At 55.3% G+C, this 16,543-nt stretch carries 18 protein-coding genes, 11 tRNA genes and 1 pseudogene; 24 read left to right on the top strand and 6 right to left on the bottom strand.

The window, feature by feature from the left end:
* Positions 1–42: 42 nt before the first annotated feature.
* Both SH139x_RS11380 and SH139x_RS11375 read right to left on the bottom strand, forming a co-directional pair.
* Positions 43–2,667, bottom strand: coding sequence for a M56 family metallopeptidase (locus tag SH139x_RS11380; RefSeq protein ID WP_488355332.1), 2,625 nt, complete (start codon positions 2,665–2,667; stop codon positions 43–45).
* A complete protein-coding gene (locus SH139x_RS11375; protein WP_488355331.1) occupies positions 2,664–3,044 on the bottom strand; it encodes a BlaI/MecI/CopY family transcriptional regulator in 381 nt (126 codons plus the stop codon). The genes SH139x_RS11380 and SH139x_RS11375 overlap by 4 nt, the downstream gene beginning before the upstream one ends.
* 237 nt (positions 3,045–3,281) lie before the next feature.
* Here SH139x_RS11375 and SH139x_RS11370 point away from each other — a divergent pair, with 237 nt between their 5' ends.
* Entirely contained in the window at positions 3,282–4,409 is a 1,128-nt protein-coding gene (locus SH139x_RS11370; RefSeq protein ID WP_488355330.1) for a hypothetical protein, read from the top strand.
* 801 nt (positions 4,410–5,210) lie between these two features.
* On the opposite strand, the gene SH139x_RS11365 is transcribed toward SH139x_RS11370, so the two are convergent.
* Positions 5,211–5,759: an ATPase gene (locus tag SH139x_RS11365; protein WP_488356003.1), complete on the bottom strand. Its 549-nt coding sequence runs from the start codon at positions 5,757–5,759 to the stop codon at positions 5,211–5,213.
* Positions 5,759–6,130 (bottom strand): TA system antitoxin ParD family protein, encoded by a 372-nt coding sequence (locus SH139x_RS11360; RefSeq protein ID WP_488355329.1) that lies wholly within the window; start codon positions 6,128–6,130, stop codon positions 5,759–5,761. The genes SH139x_RS11365 and SH139x_RS11360 overlap by 1 nt, the downstream gene beginning before the upstream one ends.
* Positions 6,131–6,219: 89 nt before the next feature.
* Between SH139x_RS11360 and SH139x_RS11355 the strand changes: the two genes are divergently transcribed.
* The 5 genes and pseudogenes from SH139x_RS11355 to SH139x_RS11335 all read left to right on the top strand — a co-directional run bounded on the left by SH139x_RS11355 (position 6,220) and on the right by SH139x_RS11335 (position 9,064).
* Positions 6,220–6,825 (top strand): nitroreductase family protein, encoded by a 606-nt coding sequence (locus SH139x_RS11355; RefSeq protein ID WP_488355328.1) that lies wholly within the window; start codon positions 6,220–6,222, stop codon positions 6,823–6,825.
* Between the two features lie 5 nt (positions 6,826–6,830).
* On the top strand, positions 6,831–7,385 hold the full coding sequence (locus tag SH139x_RS11350; RefSeq protein ID WP_488355327.1) for an RNA 2'-phosphotransferase: 555 nt from the start codon (positions 6,831–6,833) through the stop codon (positions 7,383–7,385).
* Positions 7,386–7,392: 7 nt separating this feature from the next.
* Positions 7,393–7,488: pseudogene (locus SH139x_RS11345) on the top strand (macro domain-containing protein); the annotation flags it as partial.
* Positions 7,458–8,096 carry a phosphatase domain-containing protein gene (locus SH139x_RS11340; RefSeq protein ID WP_488355326.1) on the top strand — a complete coding sequence of 213 codons (639 nt, stop codon included), beginning with the start codon at positions 7,458–7,460 and terminating at the stop codon, positions 8,094–8,096. The pseudogene SH139x_RS11345 and the gene SH139x_RS11340, both read left to right, overlap by 31 nt.
* Positions 8,093–9,064 (top strand): glycosyltransferase, encoded by a 972-nt coding sequence (locus SH139x_RS11335; protein ID WP_488355325.1) that lies wholly within the window; start codon positions 8,093–8,095, stop codon positions 9,062–9,064. Before SH139x_RS11340 ends, SH139x_RS11335 begins: the two co-directional genes overlap by 4 nt.
* Here the strand turns inward: SH139x_RS11335 and SH139x_RS11330 are convergent.
* Positions 9,054–9,611, bottom strand: coding sequence for a DinB family protein (locus SH139x_RS11330; protein ID WP_488355324.1), 558 nt, complete (start codon positions 9,609–9,611; stop codon positions 9,054–9,056). The two genes, SH139x_RS11335 and SH139x_RS11330, sit on opposite strands and share 11 nt — an antisense overlap.
* 26 nt (positions 9,612–9,637) lie before the next feature.
* On the opposite strand from SH139x_RS11330, the gene SH139x_RS11325 reads away from it, so the two are divergent.
* Positions 9,638–10,351 carry a glycosyltransferase family 2 protein gene (locus tag SH139x_RS11325; RefSeq protein WP_488355323.1) on the top strand — a complete coding sequence of 238 codons (714 nt, stop codon included), beginning with the start codon at positions 9,638–9,640 and terminating at the stop codon, positions 10,349–10,351.
* Here the strand turns inward: SH139x_RS11325 and SH139x_RS11320 are convergent.
* The gene (locus SH139x_RS11320) at positions 10,338–10,817 is read right to left on the bottom strand and encodes a DUF1569 domain-containing protein (RefSeq protein ID WP_488355322.1); all 480 of its coding nucleotides are present in this window, start codon (positions 10,815–10,817) and stop codon (positions 10,338–10,340) included. The genes SH139x_RS11325 and SH139x_RS11320 overlap by 14 nt on opposite strands.
* A gap of 69 nt (positions 10,818–10,886) precedes the next feature.
* Between SH139x_RS11320 and SH139x_RS11315 the strand changes: the two genes are divergently transcribed.
* The 17 genes from SH139x_RS11315 to SH139x_RS11235 all read left to right on the top strand — a co-directional run bounded on the left by SH139x_RS11315 (position 10,887) and on the right by SH139x_RS11235 (position 16,542).
* Complete coding sequence (locus tag SH139x_RS11315) at positions 10,887–11,705, top strand: radical SAM protein (protein ID WP_488355321.1); 819 nt, start codon at positions 10,887–10,889, stop codon at positions 11,703–11,705.
* Positions 11,702–12,100: a hypothetical protein gene (locus tag SH139x_RS11310; protein ID WP_488355320.1), complete on the top strand. Its 399-nt coding sequence runs from the start codon at positions 11,702–11,704 to the stop codon at positions 12,098–12,100. The genes SH139x_RS11315 and SH139x_RS11310 overlap by 4 nt, the downstream gene beginning before the upstream one ends.
* 590 nt (positions 12,101–12,690) lie before the next feature.
* Positions 12,691–12,762 (top strand) — tRNA-Phe (locus tag SH139x_RS11305).
* A gap of 57 nt (positions 12,763–12,819) precedes the next feature.
* A tRNA-Pro gene (locus SH139x_RS11300) sits at positions 12,820–12,892 on the top strand.
* Positions 12,893–13,060: 168 nt separating this feature from the next.
* A tRNA-Lys gene (locus SH139x_RS11295) sits at positions 13,061–13,133 on the top strand.
* Between the two features lie 11 nt (positions 13,134–13,144).
* Positions 13,145–13,217, top strand: a tRNA-Ile gene (locus SH139x_RS11290).
* A 46-nt stretch (positions 13,218–13,263) separates the two neighbouring features.
* A tRNA-Lys gene (locus SH139x_RS11285) sits at positions 13,264–13,336 on the top strand.
* An 11-nt stretch (positions 13,337–13,347) separates the two neighbouring features.
* Positions 13,348–13,418 (top strand) — tRNA-Thr (locus SH139x_RS11280).
* A 53-nt stretch (positions 13,419–13,471) separates the two neighbouring features.
* A tRNA-Gly gene (locus SH139x_RS11275) sits at positions 13,472–13,542 on the top strand.
* A gap of 8 nt (positions 13,543–13,550) precedes the next feature.
* Positions 13,551–13,622: transfer RNA gene (locus tag SH139x_RS11270), tRNA-Asn, on the top strand.
* Between the two features lie 121 nt (positions 13,623–13,743).
* Positions 13,744–13,815 (top strand) — tRNA-Gly (locus tag SH139x_RS11265).
* A 112-nt stretch (positions 13,816–13,927) separates the two neighbouring features.
* Positions 13,928–14,002, top strand: a tRNA-Gln gene (locus SH139x_RS11260).
* Positions 14,003–14,006: 4 nt separating this feature from the next.
* Positions 14,007–14,078 (top strand) — tRNA-His (locus SH139x_RS11255).
* Positions 14,045–14,380 (top strand): hypothetical protein, encoded by a 336-nt coding sequence (locus tag SH139x_RS11250; protein ID WP_488355319.1) that lies wholly within the window; start codon positions 14,045–14,047, stop codon positions 14,378–14,380. Before SH139x_RS11255 ends, SH139x_RS11250 begins: the two co-directional genes overlap by 34 nt.
* Positions 14,377–15,093 (top strand): glycosyltransferase family protein, encoded by a 717-nt coding sequence (locus SH139x_RS11245; RefSeq protein WP_488355318.1) that lies wholly within the window; start codon positions 14,377–14,379, stop codon positions 15,091–15,093. Before SH139x_RS11250 ends, SH139x_RS11245 begins: the two co-directional genes overlap by 4 nt.
* On the top strand, positions 15,090–15,836 hold the full coding sequence (locus SH139x_RS11240; RefSeq protein ID WP_488355317.1) for a glycosyltransferase family 2 protein: 747 nt from the start codon (positions 15,090–15,092) through the stop codon (positions 15,834–15,836). The genes SH139x_RS11245 and SH139x_RS11240 overlap by 4 nt, the downstream gene beginning before the upstream one ends.
* A complete protein-coding gene (locus SH139x_RS11235) occupies positions 15,829–16,542 on the top strand; it encodes a glycosyltransferase family 2 protein (protein ID WP_488355316.1) in 714 nt (237 codons plus the stop codon). Before SH139x_RS11240 ends, SH139x_RS11235 begins: the two co-directional genes overlap by 8 nt.
* Position 16,543: the final 1 nt, after the last annotated feature.

The following is a 16,543-nucleotide window of genomic DNA, read 5'->3' as shown; positions in this document are numbered from 1 at the left end:
CTAAAACCGTTCTCAGCTTAAAAAATCAAACTCTTGTTGAACTCACTTGTCGAGCTTGCGCACACCTTCAATGACGTTCAACTGATCACCGAGTCGTTGAGGATGCTCGACGCCTAGCTCAATTTGGTCGCCCACCGCGATGCCGTGATAAGCGTCTTTCTTATTCCAAAAACCAGTGAGCATGACTTGTTTGCCGACAATACTTTCGGCGTTTCGCGAGCGATCTTTATCGAAGGTTTTGACGACGTCAGTCACTTCAGCAATCAGGTCCCAAAGCTGCTCGTCTTTCTTGATAATCTTCACTTGCAAGATTCCGCTGAAGCCACGGAAATCGTCGGGCAGTTCGGGGTAATCGCCCTTTTCGACGGGAGCAACTTTGCGAAGCACTTCGCCGACTCGCAAACGCTCTCCACCATCGTGCAGCGCCCCGAATTGGATCGTCTCACCAATGCGTGTCACGACCAGAGCGTCCAGGAGGCCCGGAGGAACACCTTCGGCGTTCACGGTGTTTCCGAGCAACGATTTCGGTGATCGTGACTGATTGTTTTGCCACACACGCGGGACGGCATCCACAGTGACCGTGAACGTTCCCCGCTCAACATCCTTCGCCACCAATCGCCCGACGATCATACCGCGAAAACCCACCGCTGGATTATCCGATCGCTCCATGACGGCGGCGTCTTCACGCATGCTCTCCTGCCGAACCGGACCACTGGGGCGCACAAACTCTGCAACCGTCAGATGGTCGCTTTGGCGTCCGATATGCTGCATGCCGATTTCGATCTGATCACCGACTTTTAACTTATGGTAAGCCTCTTTGCGGTTCCAGAAACCGGCTAGCATCATTTCCTTGCCGACAATGCTTTCGGGCTGCTTGGCTTGGTTCTCCTTCCAAACATCAGCGACTTTCTTCACTGCGATGATCAGTTCAAACGTTTCCGGATCCTTCTTTTTCACTTCGGCGACGACCGCTCCTCGGAAGCCACGAAACGCTTCCGGCAAGACGGGATAGTCCTCCGCCTTATAAGGAGCCACTTTGCGGAGCAGTTCGCCGGGAAAGACCAACGCATCCCCATCGTGCTTGCACTCGAACTCGATCGTCTCGCCGGGACGTGTGGTTACCAGTACATCAAGAAACTTCCCAAAGACGCCTTCGATCTCGATGGACTTACCTACAATCGATTTGGGGTTTTCTGCCCGGCTATTTTCCCAAACACGCGGGATGGCATCCACCACGACGACAAAGGACCCCTTCTCGACATCCTTGGCCGCAAGGCGACCGACCAACATGCCATTGAATCGTTTGATTCCTGCTGGCAATTCGTCGGGCGTTGACTTGAGTTCTGCCAACTGCTGGGCGGGGTTTTGGCTCTGTGGCTCGTCCGCAACAAGCGGTGCGGACAAACCGATCAGAACGGCCAATGCGGAAAGCTGTGATTTCATCGTGTTTCCTTGAATTGAAAGAGTTTGATTTCGTGAGTTCATAAGTTTTTGCTTGGCGACAGCCTGAGGAACCAGCGCTGCGACGATTAAGGAGAGTAAGGTCAAACACGTCAGCAATTTGAACCGAGTGGCCGTCGCGACTTCGTTGCTGAACGTGTCTTGGATGAGCAGCCTTTCGACGCGTTGCCCGAGCGTTGATCGCAACGCCGCGACTCCCGCAACGAGTCCCGATCGCTTCAAGCGAAGCATTTGTCGATCAATGATTTGATCTCCCATCCGGATCAAACAATGGATCAGTCCCTGTTGCTCACCAAGAACTCGCCAAGCCGCCTCATCCGCGGCGAAGTCCATGGCAATTTGCATCTGCCGACCGGCAAAATGATTCAGTAACTGAAAGGGAAACAGGCACTGAATGAGTCGCGCCAGTAGATTCCATTTCGCATCGCGGTGAGCAATGTGGGCTAATTCATGCGCAAGCAGGGCGTTCCACTGCGAGTCCAGTAGCCTGCCATTTGGATCGCCCACGTCGCTTGCTTGAACCACTATGAAGGGTCGCCAAATCCCAGCAGTCAAGGCTCCCTCGACATGCGTCGCTTCCAGTAAGTCAACTTGTTGTCGAACTCGCATCTTTTGAGCGAGTCGCTTGAGGCTGTGTTGGATCTCCGCTGACTCGATCGGGACAGAAGTCATTCGCAGCCGACGCACTCGCTTGATTTGGATGCACAGGCGTATCAGGCTGATCACTACCGCTACCACCCAAAACCCGGTGATTGCTAGAAACAGCGTTCGCCAGTTGAATTGAGGAACGGCTATTGCTTTTCGGTTATCCATCCCGGGGCGGAACCGTTCTGCGTGGTCACTCAATGGGATAGCAGGCAACGCATTCGGCAACGTCGAATCCGTCGCAGAGTAGCCTAGCTTTTCAGGGAACGAAGGTCGCACTTCGCTAGCCACGCTCGACATGGGCAAGTCGCCCAGTTTGTGTTGGTAATCCAGTGCGTATTGGTAACCCAGATGCAGAGACGGAAACAGAGTCACGACCGTCATTGTCAATAGCGGCAGCACGATCGCCAGCTTCCAACTTAAAACTTGCAAGGCGGGCGCTCGCAATCCTTGTATCCTGCGAACACACAGGGCAATTCCGCCGATGATCAACGTCGAGTGAATCAGGTAGGTGATCAGAAAGCTAAAGATCGCCATCGCGAACCAAAGTGGAATGCTCATGATTTCCTCTTGGATCGCTTGGCATGTTCGTTGACGAGCTGTTTGATTCGCTCCAGTTCATCCTTGTCGACTTGATCGCTGGCCAAGAGTTGGCTAACCAATTCCGCTGGACTGCCTCCGAAGACTCGGTCAACCAGTTCGCCGACAACCGATTGGTTCGCACCAACTTTCGAAACGACAGCTCGGTAATAGTACTGTCGATCCTCCACGCGATGCGTAATCAGCCCCTTGGATTCCATTCGCGACAACACGGTCGCGACGGTCGAGTACGCAAGTGGGGGATCTGCTTCCAGCGCGTTTTGCACTTCGGCCACAGTCGCTTCGCGCCGCTGCCAAAGCACCCGCATGACCGCCAATTGTCGTCCCGCAAGCTTCACCTTAATGCCTCGCTTTTGCTGGATGTGTTTTTACAGTGTGTAATACTACTTGTTGTAGAACATGCGATCAAGTGTCGGCCGATGTAAAAAACGAAAACGATTTCCCATGCTCACTCGGTGCCACTGAAAGTTACGAGCGCGTCAGCTGGCAGGCAGTGAGTGGAAATGCCACTACAATAAGTCGAAGAAACACCCGTGTGTGGCGGCTTTCAGACGCGTCCGTAGATCCGCGTCAGCTTGGCCGATCCGATTCACCCAACAGACCCAACGAAGTCCATGAACGAACCGATTCGAATGCTCCGAAGGGATTTCGCCAAATGTTCAACAAGTCTTGTTGCAGGGCTGGGTATCTCTTGCGTCCTGCTCAAGTCGTCGGGTGCGGATGAAGCGGCGACTGAAACGGCGTCTTCATTGAATATTACCTACCTTGAAAAAGGGCTCAACGCGTTGGCTCGTGCCCATCACATGAGTTCCATGGCTGGGCATCTTGGAGCGTCTCTGATCGCTGGTTATTACGTTGGCTTACAGCGTCCCAAATTGGATGCCGAGGTTTGCAGGGGTATCCAAAGCGACCTCGAGCGTGTTATTGGCGGCGAGTCGGTGTTCGGAAAGAAGATGTCGAGAAAATCGGCACTCGATGATTCGGAGTTGTTTGAAGCGTTTCCGAAGCAGAGAGCAGATGAGACTTTGATCGACGGCATTGCCGAGAGTCTGGAGCAGAGCGTTGACCAGCCTCGCCAATCCGGACACAACGTAATCTTCGCTTCGCTGGCAATCCGTGCTTTGAAAGAACATCCCGAATACGCAACGCCCGCAGTGGTCGACGGAATCCGCAAGCTACTTGCCCTATTCAAAAACGAACACCCTGGAAGCGGCTATTACGGCAAGGCAAAGGGCCGAATTCAGGGTCACAAAATCCCGCTTCCTGATGACGTAGGCAAGCCGCAATATGATGACATTGAAGGAATGGTTCTCGCGGTGCTTGATGAGACGATCGGCCAGGATCCAAAGATTCATCGTAGCGGTTACGGCGGGCTCGTTCACATCATTAACCACGCTGCCGCCATTACCGACCTTGCGGACTTCGGCTACCCCGACTTGGCTTCGCGAGCGGTCCAATCCCACTACCAGCACCTGCGACTCTGGCAGACTCTCCCCAACGTCGCCGACGAAATGGGGCCGTTGAAGGTTTCAAAGTTCACACCGCATAGCCCAGCATACTGGACCTCAGGCGAAGTACCCTACGATCGCGCACTTCTGACCCATCGCGTAAAAACCATGTTCGGCTTTGGCGAACTAGCTGCAGCAGTCGAGGACGATACGAGGGAGAAGGCAGCTTACGATAAGCTGCGATACATGATGTAGTGGTCGCATCGGACTTTCGTATCGCGTCAGCGCCATGGTGTGACGTACTGAAGATAAACGTGAAGGTATTCGATACCGCGAGGGGTTATCGCCGCTTACTATTTGGAGGAATTCCATTCGCAAGCCTAACGATCGCCGTTCGTTCAGTCGGGTTCGCACGATCAGCGTTGATGGGCCGAGCATCTCTGTCTCATGACCGGCATATCGCCCCGAAGCCTGCTCATCGAGCCTTAATGACAGCTGGCTTATTTGATTCCAGAGTACCCTCTCGAAACGGGCCTTGCCGCAACATGTTTCCTGGCAATCACTTACAGCGAAGCCGCGAAAATCGTCCGGATCTCCAGAGCGGTTGGATTACAGTCCGGGTTGCTCAACTTTCCGGACTTGGTTCAAAATTTTTTGACCGCCGGGTAAATCAGAAGGCCGGCGATGGTGCTTTGCACTGTCGCCGGCCTTTTTTCGTGTTTTACGCCCTTTTTTGCTGGGTGAAACGCGTTCCTGCCGACTCTCTGGCGTCTCTGCCGGCGGCCAAACAGAGACACTCTGTTTTCACGATCCGCCCCCGCCTCTGCGCTCTCTCGGACCGAACTCTCGCCACTCTCTGTCTCTGTGACCTTCGGCTAATGTGATTTTCCGAGAAACAGAGACTCACTGTTTTGGCCGGGTTATGTGGGCTGGCAGGGTGTTTTCAGAGCCCCGTTGCGAGAGTGCTTAGAGCAATCGATTTTCGAGTTTCTTGGAGTTTTCCCAAGCGGGAAAACTCGCTTTTTCACGAAAATTGATTCCCTTTCTGATTGGCCGTCATCGTTCATCGACAAGGTTGCCATCTCGGTAACGTTCGACGAGGCGGTATGGCTGGCTCAGGTCGGAATTGTCGAAGACCAAGACGTTTGGCAGTCGTTCGATCGCCCGTGCGAGATTAGCTCGCGTGCGTTTGAACCTTGCACGCAGTTTGGCGTCCGGCACATCGTGCCCGCCTTGGCTGGCCCGCATCGATACTCGCTGGATCGATGTTGCCGCGTCTTTGATGCGAATGAAGATCATCACAACTTCGTAACCGCGCGACACGTATCCTGCCAGCAGATCGACCTTCTCACCGACTGGGTCCGACAAGACCGTTTCAAAAATAAAACTCTCGCCACGCTCGACGAGAGACTCTCGGATCGCCGCTGCTGCCTCGGCCGCTTCGTACGGGCCGATGTCCAATTCAAGTGCGATGTCATCCGCGTTGACGAAGCGAAGTCCGCAGTCGGCCAAATGCGACGCAAAGAACGTCGACTTGCCGGCACCGTTGGATCCGGCGATCGCGATGATGATTGGTCGTTTGTCGAGAAACTCAAATCCCAGCATCACTCGTCGGCCGGTTCGAAGACTCGATTGACAAACCGTCCAATCGTTTCAGTGCCATCCTCGTCGGTCTTTCGAAGTAAACCTGGGCGATCAGCAATTGGTTCAAAGTGCGGGAACGGTCGCGTCTTGAGATAATCGCTGACCCGCTGTCGACCCGCCTGCGAATCCACCTCCGAAATCGCTTCGGTTAATGGCCGCGCCGCCCCCGATTGGCGAAGTGCCATCGCTCGATCGCCACGCAAGATCGGTTCGAGCGACTTGCCCAGCGCCGCCCAGAATTCGATTTGGCCGGCAATGCTTCGCTGCGTTATCTCCGCCGACGCTCGCGCTTCGCAAACCAATTCATCAGAAAGCTTGACTGGTTGTCCCATGGTTTTTCTCCTTACATTGCCATGGTAGCATAATGCTACTCATGGTTCAACTTTCCAAAAACAATCCATGCCAATTACAAGGATCCATCATGCAAGTCAAAGAAGCGATCTACAACCGCCGCGCGATCAAGCAATTCGACGCCGACCACCGGATGACTGCGGCTGAAGAAAAGGAGCTGTTCGAAGCCACCATCCAAGCCCCGACCAGTTTCAATATCCAGCACTGGCGGTTCGTCATCCTTCGCGATCCGGATCTGCGAGCGAAGATTCGCAAGGAGTTTGGCAACGACCAAGCACAGATGACCGACGCCTCGCTGCTCGTTCTGTTCACCGCCGACATTAAGGCATGGCAGAAAGAGCCGGCGCGTTACTTTGCGAACGCTCCGAAGGAAGTCGCTGAGATGTTGGTCGGATGGATGGGGCCGTTCCACGAGGGCCGCGAGTGGCTGCAGCGAGACGAGGCGCAACGCAGCATCGGGATGGCGATGCAAACGATGATGCTCGCAGCGCAAGGCATGGGGTATCAGTCGTGCCCGATGATCGGCTTCGACATCGAAGCCGTCGCCAAGCTCATCAACTTGCCCGACGATCACGTCATGGGACCGATGGTCGCGATTGGCAAAGGGACCAAGGACGCCTGGCCGAAGCCTGGGCAACTGCCGTTGGCTAGTGTCACTATCGAAAATGGGTTTTGAACTTAATGAACAACGAGAAGAATCTCACGGCCACCAGTAAATTCCTGAGCCTTGTTCTCAGGCATCAACCTGAAGTCGTAGGAATGCAACTGGATGATGAAGGGTGGCTGGACATCAATCGGTTAATTTCCAATGCCAATGAACGAGGCAAGGACTTGTCCCTTGAATTACTCCACGAAGTCGTCGCAACAAGTGACAAGAAGCGATTCGCGTTAAGCGACGACGGGCTGCGCATTCGTGCCAACCAAGGGCACTCATTGGCCAACGTTGATTTGAAACTTGACGCTGCAAAGCCACCACAAACGCTCTATCACGGAACCGTTGCAGCATTTTTGGAGAGCATTCGGGCGACTGGGCTACAAAAGCGATCCCGAAACCACGTCCACCTTTCATCCGATGCAGCGACGGCAACCAAAGTAGGTTCACGACGAGGCAAGCCAATCGTTCTCCAGGTCGACGCTGGGGCGATGCATCAACAAGGAAACATCTTCTATCTTTCAGCCAACGGTGTTTGGTTGGTCGACGCTGTGCCACCGCAATATCTGACCTTCCCCACGTGAGCGTCGAATGAGCAAACTGGACGTCGTTGAAGGCGATCTATTGGACCAAGACGTCGACGTTATCGTTAACGCTTGGAATCGAAACATCATCCCCTGGTTGCTGCAGTTCGTGGTGGTGCTTGGGCATTGCTGCTCTTCTACCCAGCGTTCTCGTTCGGAGTCGTTTCGGCAGCCTACTTATTCTCTGCACCAGGGGTGTTCGGCAAGCGTTTTGATGGGCGGCGTTCCAAGCTCGGAACGTTGCTTGTGTTGCCGTACGTGTTGTACGCGACCGCGGTGTGGCATTTGATTCGATTGCTGTCACGCGAACCAAAATTGAACTGGCTTGGCGGCGATCTCGTGCTTTCTCGTCGCCTACTTCATCACGAGTTACCGGAGAATATCGCTTCGGTGGTTGACTTGACGTGCGAATTCACCGAACCCAACCATCGCTGGAAGCTTCGGTCTTACACTTGTTTTCCAATGCTGGACGGTTCAGGAGTAACGGCAGGTGAACTTCGTGGTTTGGCGGCCGAAATCGATGATATGCCGAAACCTGTCTTGATCCACTGCGCCCAAGGCCACGGTCGGACAGGGCTTGTTGCGGCTGCGGTTCTGCTTGTATCGGGAGAAGCAAAAACTGCGGCTGACGCCATCGCGATGGTGAATTCGGTCCGACCAGGCGTCGAATTGAATCGAGAGCAAAGGTCTGTTTTGGAGAAACTCCCGTGAGTCGCAATTCCATTCCCAACCCCAGTCCAGGATCGGACGCTCTAGCGATCATCAGCGATATTCACGGAAATCTCGAAGCTTTGGTTTCCGTGTTGGGCTACATTGAATCAATCGGCGTTCAACGGATCGTGTGTTTGGGGGACATCGTTGGTTACGGCCCGAATCCGGTCGAATGCATCCACCTGCTGCCGGTTCGCTCGCCAGAATCCTTCCCCCGGAGTCGGCCAATGAAACTGAGTGATATCACATTCTGCATCAAGACCATCCATCGCCCGTGGTCCTGCCACCGCTTGGTCGAGTCGCTGTGCAAACACATCGCCGAACCCAACGTCATCGTCGTCGATGACGGACAGCCCGAACGTCGATTTCTTCCCGCGTATCCCGAAACCGCCGCGAAGTGCCAAGTCATCCACCCTGCCCAAGTCGACGTTGGCGTCGGAGTCGGACGCAATATTGCCGTGGATGCGGTCAGCACCGAGTTCATGTTCTTGCTCGACGATGACCATGTTGTCACACCGAATCTCAACCTCGACAAACTCATCGATCGGTTCAGCAAACTCGACGTCGACCTCCTCGGTGTCCGCCAAGGCTCCGGCGGCCGGCCGACGATGCTTTCGCCGCTGATGAACGGCAGGCGGATCTGGATGCACCGCGGCGAGATCAAACGCAACGGCTACGTCGCTTGGTGCCACATGTCATCCAACGCGTTCCTCGCCCGCACCGAAACGATCCGCAACCTCCGCTGGGACGAAGAGCTTAAAACGTTCGAGCACTGGGAGTTCTTCTACCGAGCCAAACTCGCCGAATTGAAAGTCGCAGTCGCCGGCGACTGTTTCATTCGCCACGCCCACGTCGCGTCCAAAGGTTATCGCGACCTACGCAAGCGATCCCAATACCGATCCATGGGCCTCCGCAAGCACGGTTTTCACTCAATGCGGTATCCCGGTGGTGGCGTGGTTAAAGCTTAGCCGTTGATTCCTCGCGGGCCATCGAGATCAGCATCAGGTCCGGAAGTTCCGTCATGCCAAGTTGCCGAAAAATGTTGATCAACTGAGCTGACGTGTAATGAGCGTGAGTGCAGACATGAAGTAAGACATCCATCACGGACGTCGCCGGACGCTGACCAGGACTCGAACTCGAGCTGGCCTTCACGAACGAGCGTTGCAATTCATTGACATTCAAGGCTGCCAAGTATTCGCTCCATCGACTCTCAAGAATGGTCCACCGCTGAATCAATTCTTGCATCGTACGCATTCCGTCCTCTGCCAATTGATTGCCCACCAGCTCGTTCGGCAGGTCCCCTGGCATCGAGGGACTTTCGTTGCCGAGCAATATTTCGAGCCAGATGTATTCGGCCCCCATCAAGTGCGACAGCGTTCGCCAAACCGACCCTTGGCCGATCGCGAACGATTGATGGAGTTGTTCTTCGCTGAGTTTCTCGGCGGCAGACAACAGCTTCGCATTCGTCCATTGACGGTGCTGATGCATTCGCAGACGAGCGGTCGTTTCGTCCATAAAGTCGCTTTGTCGAAAAAATGAAGATGCGTGAATCAGTCACCTTTTGTATCAAAACGATCCATCGGCCGCAGTGCTGCGCCTCGCTCGTTCGCAGCATTCACGAACATTACGGTAGCGACCGCCCGTTGATCCACGTCCTCGACGATGGCCAGCCTGAGCTACGTTTCTCGGCAAACTGCCACGCCGAAGCCGCGATGGTCGACCAAATCATCGAGACCGAATACGACATCGGACTTTCCGCCGGCCGCAACCGCTTGCTCGATGCCGGCGAAACGCCGATCGTCGTCTTCGCCGACGACGATCACATGGTTACCGAACGCACGCAACTGCCCGAACTGGTCCGCAAGCTCAATTCGCGTTACGACCTCGATCTTCTCGCCGCGCTATCGAATCATCAAGAGCGGCCTAAGCTCATGAAGGTCGACGGCAAACGACTGCGGATTCCACACGGACACTATCACCGCCAAGGCTCGATCCGCTGGTGTCACTACGTTGGCAATTGCTTCGTCGCCTATCGTGACATCCTGCAAGCAATCCGCTGGGACGAATCACTCAAAGTCGAAGAGCACTGGGACTTCTTCTGGCGATGCAGGATCGCCGGCGTCAACGTCGCCTGTGACGTCTCTCATTCGTTCAAGCACGAACACATCGACCCTCCAGGCTACCGACGTCGGCGTCCCGAGTTCCAAAAAGCCGCCCTCCGCAAACACGGCATCGAACGAGTTACCTGGCGCTAACTTTTATCTCGCCAGGAATAAGAAATCCCAAATGATGGGCGGCGTGGATCCACATGAATTGTCGCCACTCCTCGTGGGACAATCCATCGACGAATGGATAGTCATCCAGGCTGCCGTCAAAAAGCTCGGTTTTTCTGATTGTTGCGATGCACTGTTCGATCACTGCCGGATCCTCACTCGCTTCGCTAACCGTTGGTCGCAAACTAGGCAAAGTCGGGACACCGGGCATTGATCGATTGTTCAAAACACGGCGAGTCATCCAAATTCCAACCGTTCGACGAAGGATCCAGGGGATGCGAAAGCCTAACCCCTTCATCTCGCCTTCCATCGTCCTGGTCAGATGCTCACACATCTGAGTGAGGTTCCAACGCTTCAACTTGGTATAGCCGTCGCGTCTCAATCTCTCGATCTCACCGATCACGTCGCCGGCCGTCTGGAAATCAAGTTTTCGCTTTGGAACGCTCATCGTTGCCTCTTTGGGACTGTGTGATCCGAATTTTTGCCGATTGAGCCAAATGAGAAAAGGCACCGACGAATGAATGTCCGTTTGCCCTCGTCCGCCTTGGAATACCACCTGGCCCACGGCTGCAATCTCTCGTGCCAACAATGCAGCCACTACTCGAATCATCATCTCGCCAGAGCAATGCCGACCGTCCAGCAAGCCGGTGCAGACTATTCGCGTTGGTCCCATCGTTTGCGTCCCAAACGTTTCGCCCTCCTCGGCGGCGAGCCACTGCTGAATCCAAATATCATCCAGCACTTGTTGCTCGCGCGACAACATTGGCCCGAAAGCGATCTGATGCTCGTCACTAACGGGTTCTTTCTGAACCGCTTTCCCTGTTTGCCCGAAGTCCTGATGGAGACCAACTGCCGACTTGAAGTCAGTCAACACGGAACGCACGACGAATACGTCAAGCGATTTCGCGACGTAAAACGCCTCATTTGGCGATGGCGTGAGCAACACGCCGGTATCCAAATCAAGATCCGCAGTTCGCACCAAGGTTGGATGCGTCAATACAACGTGGTCGACGGCAAGCCGATGCCGTTCGATTCTAAACCACGCGAGGCGTTCAAAGTCTGCATGCAAAAGACCTGCACTCAGCTCGGCGAAAACGGTTTCTTGTTCAAGTGCCCCGCCTTGGCCTACTTTGCCAGGCTCGAATCCAAACTGAAGCTTCACGACCTACCCCAGTGGCAACTTTTCCGCGACTACCAAGCCTGCCCGCCCGGCGCGACCGACGATGAACTTCGCACATTCATCGAAACCAAAGTCATCCGACAGTGCGGACTGTGCCCGAGCAATCGTGTTCCGTTCAAGCATCCCGACCCAACTCAAAGAAGTGAGATTCGATGACATATCCGCTTAGTTCCGGTAACGACGACATCCCGCCTCCCTGGCATCCGTTCGTCCCACCGTTCGACCCGCCCGGCAGTTCGTCGCCACCGATGCCGCCGTCACCCGATCCGCCTGCAGGTTCAAGCACCGATGACGACACATCCTCAAGCGAACCTCGCCCCCCGTGGTGGCCCGCGGACTGGGACTGGCCGCCAGAACCCGAAGGTTCGATCGAAGTGCTCGTGCCGCCGCCACGTCACGTCTGGCCGCGACTCCCGCCCCATCATCCCTACCATTTGCCGCCCGGCTTCTGGTGGCCTGACAACATGCCGCCAGGACACCCCGGCACTCCCGACCCCGAAGATGTCGAACCCGGCGGCTCCGAAAGTTCCTCGGGAGGTATCTGGGTCTAACATGAGTGGAAGCGATAAGGGGATCCTGTACGTTGCGATCGGCGAGCGAATGCGATAGTCGCTCGCTCGATCCATCGCATCGCGCACCACCACTCGTTTCAAGAGCCAACCGACAAATGGTTTGAAGAACTCAGGGGCAAGTGACACCACTCACCACCTGCGATTCATTGCACCCCACGACTGATTCTTTTTTCCCGCCCAATGAGTACTCTCGAGCCTGAGCTGTGTTTCATGTTCGTGTAAGGCATCGTCGGCCGAGAATGTTTTTTGCTGAAGCTGACATTTTTGGCGAACCATCTGGCCGCGTGAGAGTCTATCTCTCCGAACACTCAAGTCACATTCAACAGACGAGCGAGTAAAGAGCTTTCTGATGTTATCAAAAAATCAATCCAGTCGACTCGAACAGATACACGAAGGCACGTTCTTCGGCGGGACACCGTCGTTCGATAATGCCCCGGCGTATGCGCGTCTGATGTGACACTCGCTTTCATTAGCGAACGACTTCTACATGAAGGCTCGGTGTCACCAAGACATCGAGCCTTTTTTCGTGTCCGCATCGCAGTGGGCAACCCCAACAACGAACCCAATTTGGGCTGGTAGCTGAGACGGTCTAGCGGCGGTCTGAAGAACCGCAGACGAGGATTCGAGCGCCTCCCGGCCCACTGACAAGGAAGATATGCGCCGACGGAGTCATCCGCGGCGAAGACGACGAACAACATCGGATACAGGTGCAGATGGAAGCACGTCCGCTTTGGGAGCGGAAGGGTCTCGGTTCGACTCCGAGGTGTCCGACTTTTTGAAACGACAACATGGTAGTCGAGGGCTGGTCGCCCAAATCCGCCTGATACGCGGGTCGCGCTGAGTTCGATCCTCGGGGCTACCACTTACGACAACGACTCTAAAGGAAACCAACATGCTGCCTGCACTGCGATTGAAACGCATAGCCGCGACTGAAAAAGCGGGGCTGTGGTGTAACTGGCAGCATGACGGACTTTTAATCCGTTCGGTGAGGGTTCAACTCCCTTCGGCCCCATCGCTACACATCGGCGTGTAGCTCAGGGGTGAGAGCGGCGTCCTTATAAGGCGACGGTCGCGGGTTCAATTCCCGCCACGCCGACTGAAACGAAACAACGACGACGGCGACAACGACAACGACAACACTTGGGATTGTGGCAGACAAGGTAATGCATCGGACTCTTAATCCGAGCGATGTGAGTTCGATTCTCACCGATCCCACTGAAGTACAAGCACTGATGGTCTAACGGCAAGACTCCTCCGTCGTAACGAGGTGATGCGGGTTCGATTCCGGCTCGGTGCTCTTTAGACGCTTCGGCGTTATTGATCTTTGACAATTTGGTAGTGATGCATTTTGCGCCCATGATGTAGCGGTAGCCTGCTGCCTTGCCATGGCGGAAGTGTGGGTTCGACTCCCACTGGGCGCTTTGCAGAATCCGGTGTGGCCCAATGGTAAGGCGGCTCCCTGTTAAGGAGACGAGTGATGGTTCGAGTCCATCCGCCGGAGCTTCGCGAAGTTTGAAGAGCATAAGAAGTTTGAATGGTGAAGGGTGAAGTTTGAAACAACGGACCCGAACCACAACCTTTCACACTTCACACTTCACCCTTCTCACTTCAAACTTCATCCCGTGTCCTTGGCCGAGCGGCAAAGGTTCCGGACTTCCAATCCGGCTAGGTGGGTTCGACTCCCACAGGACACTCTTTTGTTTTGAAAAACTCTCTCTCCGGCGCGTAGTCGCGACGTGAGCCTTTGAAGCTCGCAGGTCGGGTTCAATTCCCGGACGGAGTGCTGTTGTAATTTGAAGACCAAACGCCGGAGTAGCAGTTGTTGGTCGCTGCACCTCGCTCTGAACGAGGAGTTCATTGGTTCGATTCCAGTCTCCGGTGCTGTGGCCAGATCTGGTGTTGGTTTCCAGAGACTCACTGTGAATGAGTTTGTCGCCGGTTCAATTCCGGTTGGTCAACCGCGACATCGAAGCGTCGATCCGCAGCCTCAAGTCGCGCTCCGAAAAGCATCGAGGCCAATGGTTTGCAGCCACCGACGAAGATTGCGAGCGATTGCAACGCTGTCTCCTCGAACACCGCGACGCCTTCATTGCCTCGCACCCGGAAGTCCCCGTTTTCCACATCGACTTCAGCGAGCTGACCACGTACCCCGAGGAAGTGATCAACAACCTAATCGAGTACCTCGGCATCGAGCCCACCGCCGAAGAGATCGTCGCTGCAATCGACCACGTCAATCCCCAACTTCGTAAGCACGGATGAGCCGTTACCCCAAGCCAACGGAAAATCTCGGTGTGATGTACATCGCGATCGGTGGTCGATCGTTGTGGCAGCTTCGCCGCTCACTGTTATCGCTGCGGCATCATTGCCCAAACGTCCCCGTCGCGTTGTTTACCGACCAACCGGCCGACACGTGCCCGGACGTTGAATATCGCTTCGATGTCAAAGCGACTGGCGGCTATCAAGTCAAACCTCGTTTCATTCCATGGCTACCGTTTGATCGCACAATCTACCTCGATGCCGATACCGTCGTGCTCAAACCCTCGGCAATCGCACCGGCCGGTTTACTTACGGAACGATTCGGCTACGAAGCGATCTATGTTCACGGCGTCTCGAGACGCTGCGACCAGGTCGGGATCTGCGGTGTCCCATCGATGAACTCGGGTGTCGTCATGCTTCGCAAGTGCCAACGCGTTCTCGATGCCTTGGCCTATTGGAGACGCATCTACCGTGGCGGCAATGACGAAGTCTTGCTGACGAAGGCGCTGCTGCATCACGCGGTCCCCAGCTACGTCTTGCCGGCCGAATGGAACTGCAGAAACCGCGAGCAAGTTCGTCATTACTCCGCCATCCGCATCACGCACCATCGCCCCGTTTTGCGATTGGTTCAACCTGACGGATCGGTCTCGGACGAGTTGCTCAAGCAATGGTGGGAAGGCTGTGTCAACAAACCAGATGGACAAAACCAGTCATGACAATCCAACTGTCTGATATCACATTCTGCATCAAGACCATTCATCGCCCTTGGTCGTGCCACCGTTTGGTCGAGTCGTTGTGCAAACACATCGCCGAACCCAACATCATCGTCGTCGATGATGGACAGCCCGAACGCCGATTCCTTCCCGCGTATCCCGAAACCGCCGCGAAGTGCCAAGTCATCCACCCAGCAAACGTTGACGTCGGTGTCGGAGTCGGTCGCAACATTGCGGTCGATGCGGTTAACACCGAGTTCATGTTCTTGCTCGACGATGATCACGTCGTCACACCGAACCTCAACCTCGACAAGCTCATCGATCGGTTCAGAAAACTCGACATCGACATTCTCGGTGTCCGGCAAGGAGCCGGCGGCCGGCCGACCATGCTTTCGCCGCTGATGAACGGCAAGCGGATCTGGATGCATCGCGGCGAGATCATACGCAACGGCTACGTCGCCTGGTGCCACATGTCATCCAACGCATTCCTCGCCCGCACCGAAACGATCCGCAACCTCCGCTGGGATGAGGAGCTGAAAACCTTCGAGCACTGGGAGTTCTTCTACCGAGCCAAGCTCGCCCAGTTGAAAGTCGCTGTCGCCGGCGACTGTTTCGTCAAACACGCTCACGTCGAATCCGCCGACTATCGAGTCCTTCGCCAGCGATCCAAGTTTCGCTCAATGGGACTTCGCAAACACGGATTCCATTCGATGCGAACTCCAGGAGGTAGAGTCGTCCATGCGTGACCAAGTTACCTTTTGTATCAAGACCATTCATCGGCCGCAGTGCTGCGCCGCGCTCGTTCGCAGCATCCACGCACACTACGGTCGCGATCGCCCGTTGATCCACGTCCTCGACGATGGCCAATCCGAGCTACGCTTCTCGGCCAATTGCCCCACCGAAGCCGCGATGGTCGACCGGCTCATCGAGACCGAATACGACATCGGACTCTCCGCCGGCCGCAACCGCTTGCTCGATGCCGGCGACACGCCGATCGTTGTCTTCGCCGACGACGATCATTTAGTCACCGAGCAAACACGCCTGCCCGAACTTGTTCAAAAGCTCAACGCACGGCACGACTTGGATCTTCTCGCCGCACTATCGAATCATCAAGAGCGGCCAAAGTTGATGAAGGCCGACGGCAAACGCCTACGGATTCCCCACGGTCACTATCGGCGGCAAGGCTCGATTCGCTGGTGTCATTACGTCGGCAATTGCTTCGTCGCCTATCGCGACATCCTGCAAGCGATCCGCTGGGACGAGTCGCTCAAGATCGAAGAGCACTGGGACTTCTTCTGGCGATGCAAGATCGCCGGCGTCAATGTCGCCTGTGACGTCTCCCATTCGTTCAAGCATGAACACATCGACCCACCAGGCTATCGACGCCGGCGTCCCGAGTTCCAGAAAGCCGCCCTCCGCAAGCACGGAATCGAAAGAGTCATCTGGCGTTAGA

Source organism: Kothea flammea, from assembly GCF_052161645.1.
In the GTDB taxonomy this organism is placed as follows: domain Bacteria; phylum Planctomycetota; class Planctomycetia; order Pirellulales; family Pirellulaceae; genus Laterigemmans.
The sequence above is the reverse complement of the archived record's forward strand: the minus strand, read 5'-3'. Positions and strand labels throughout refer to the sequence as shown.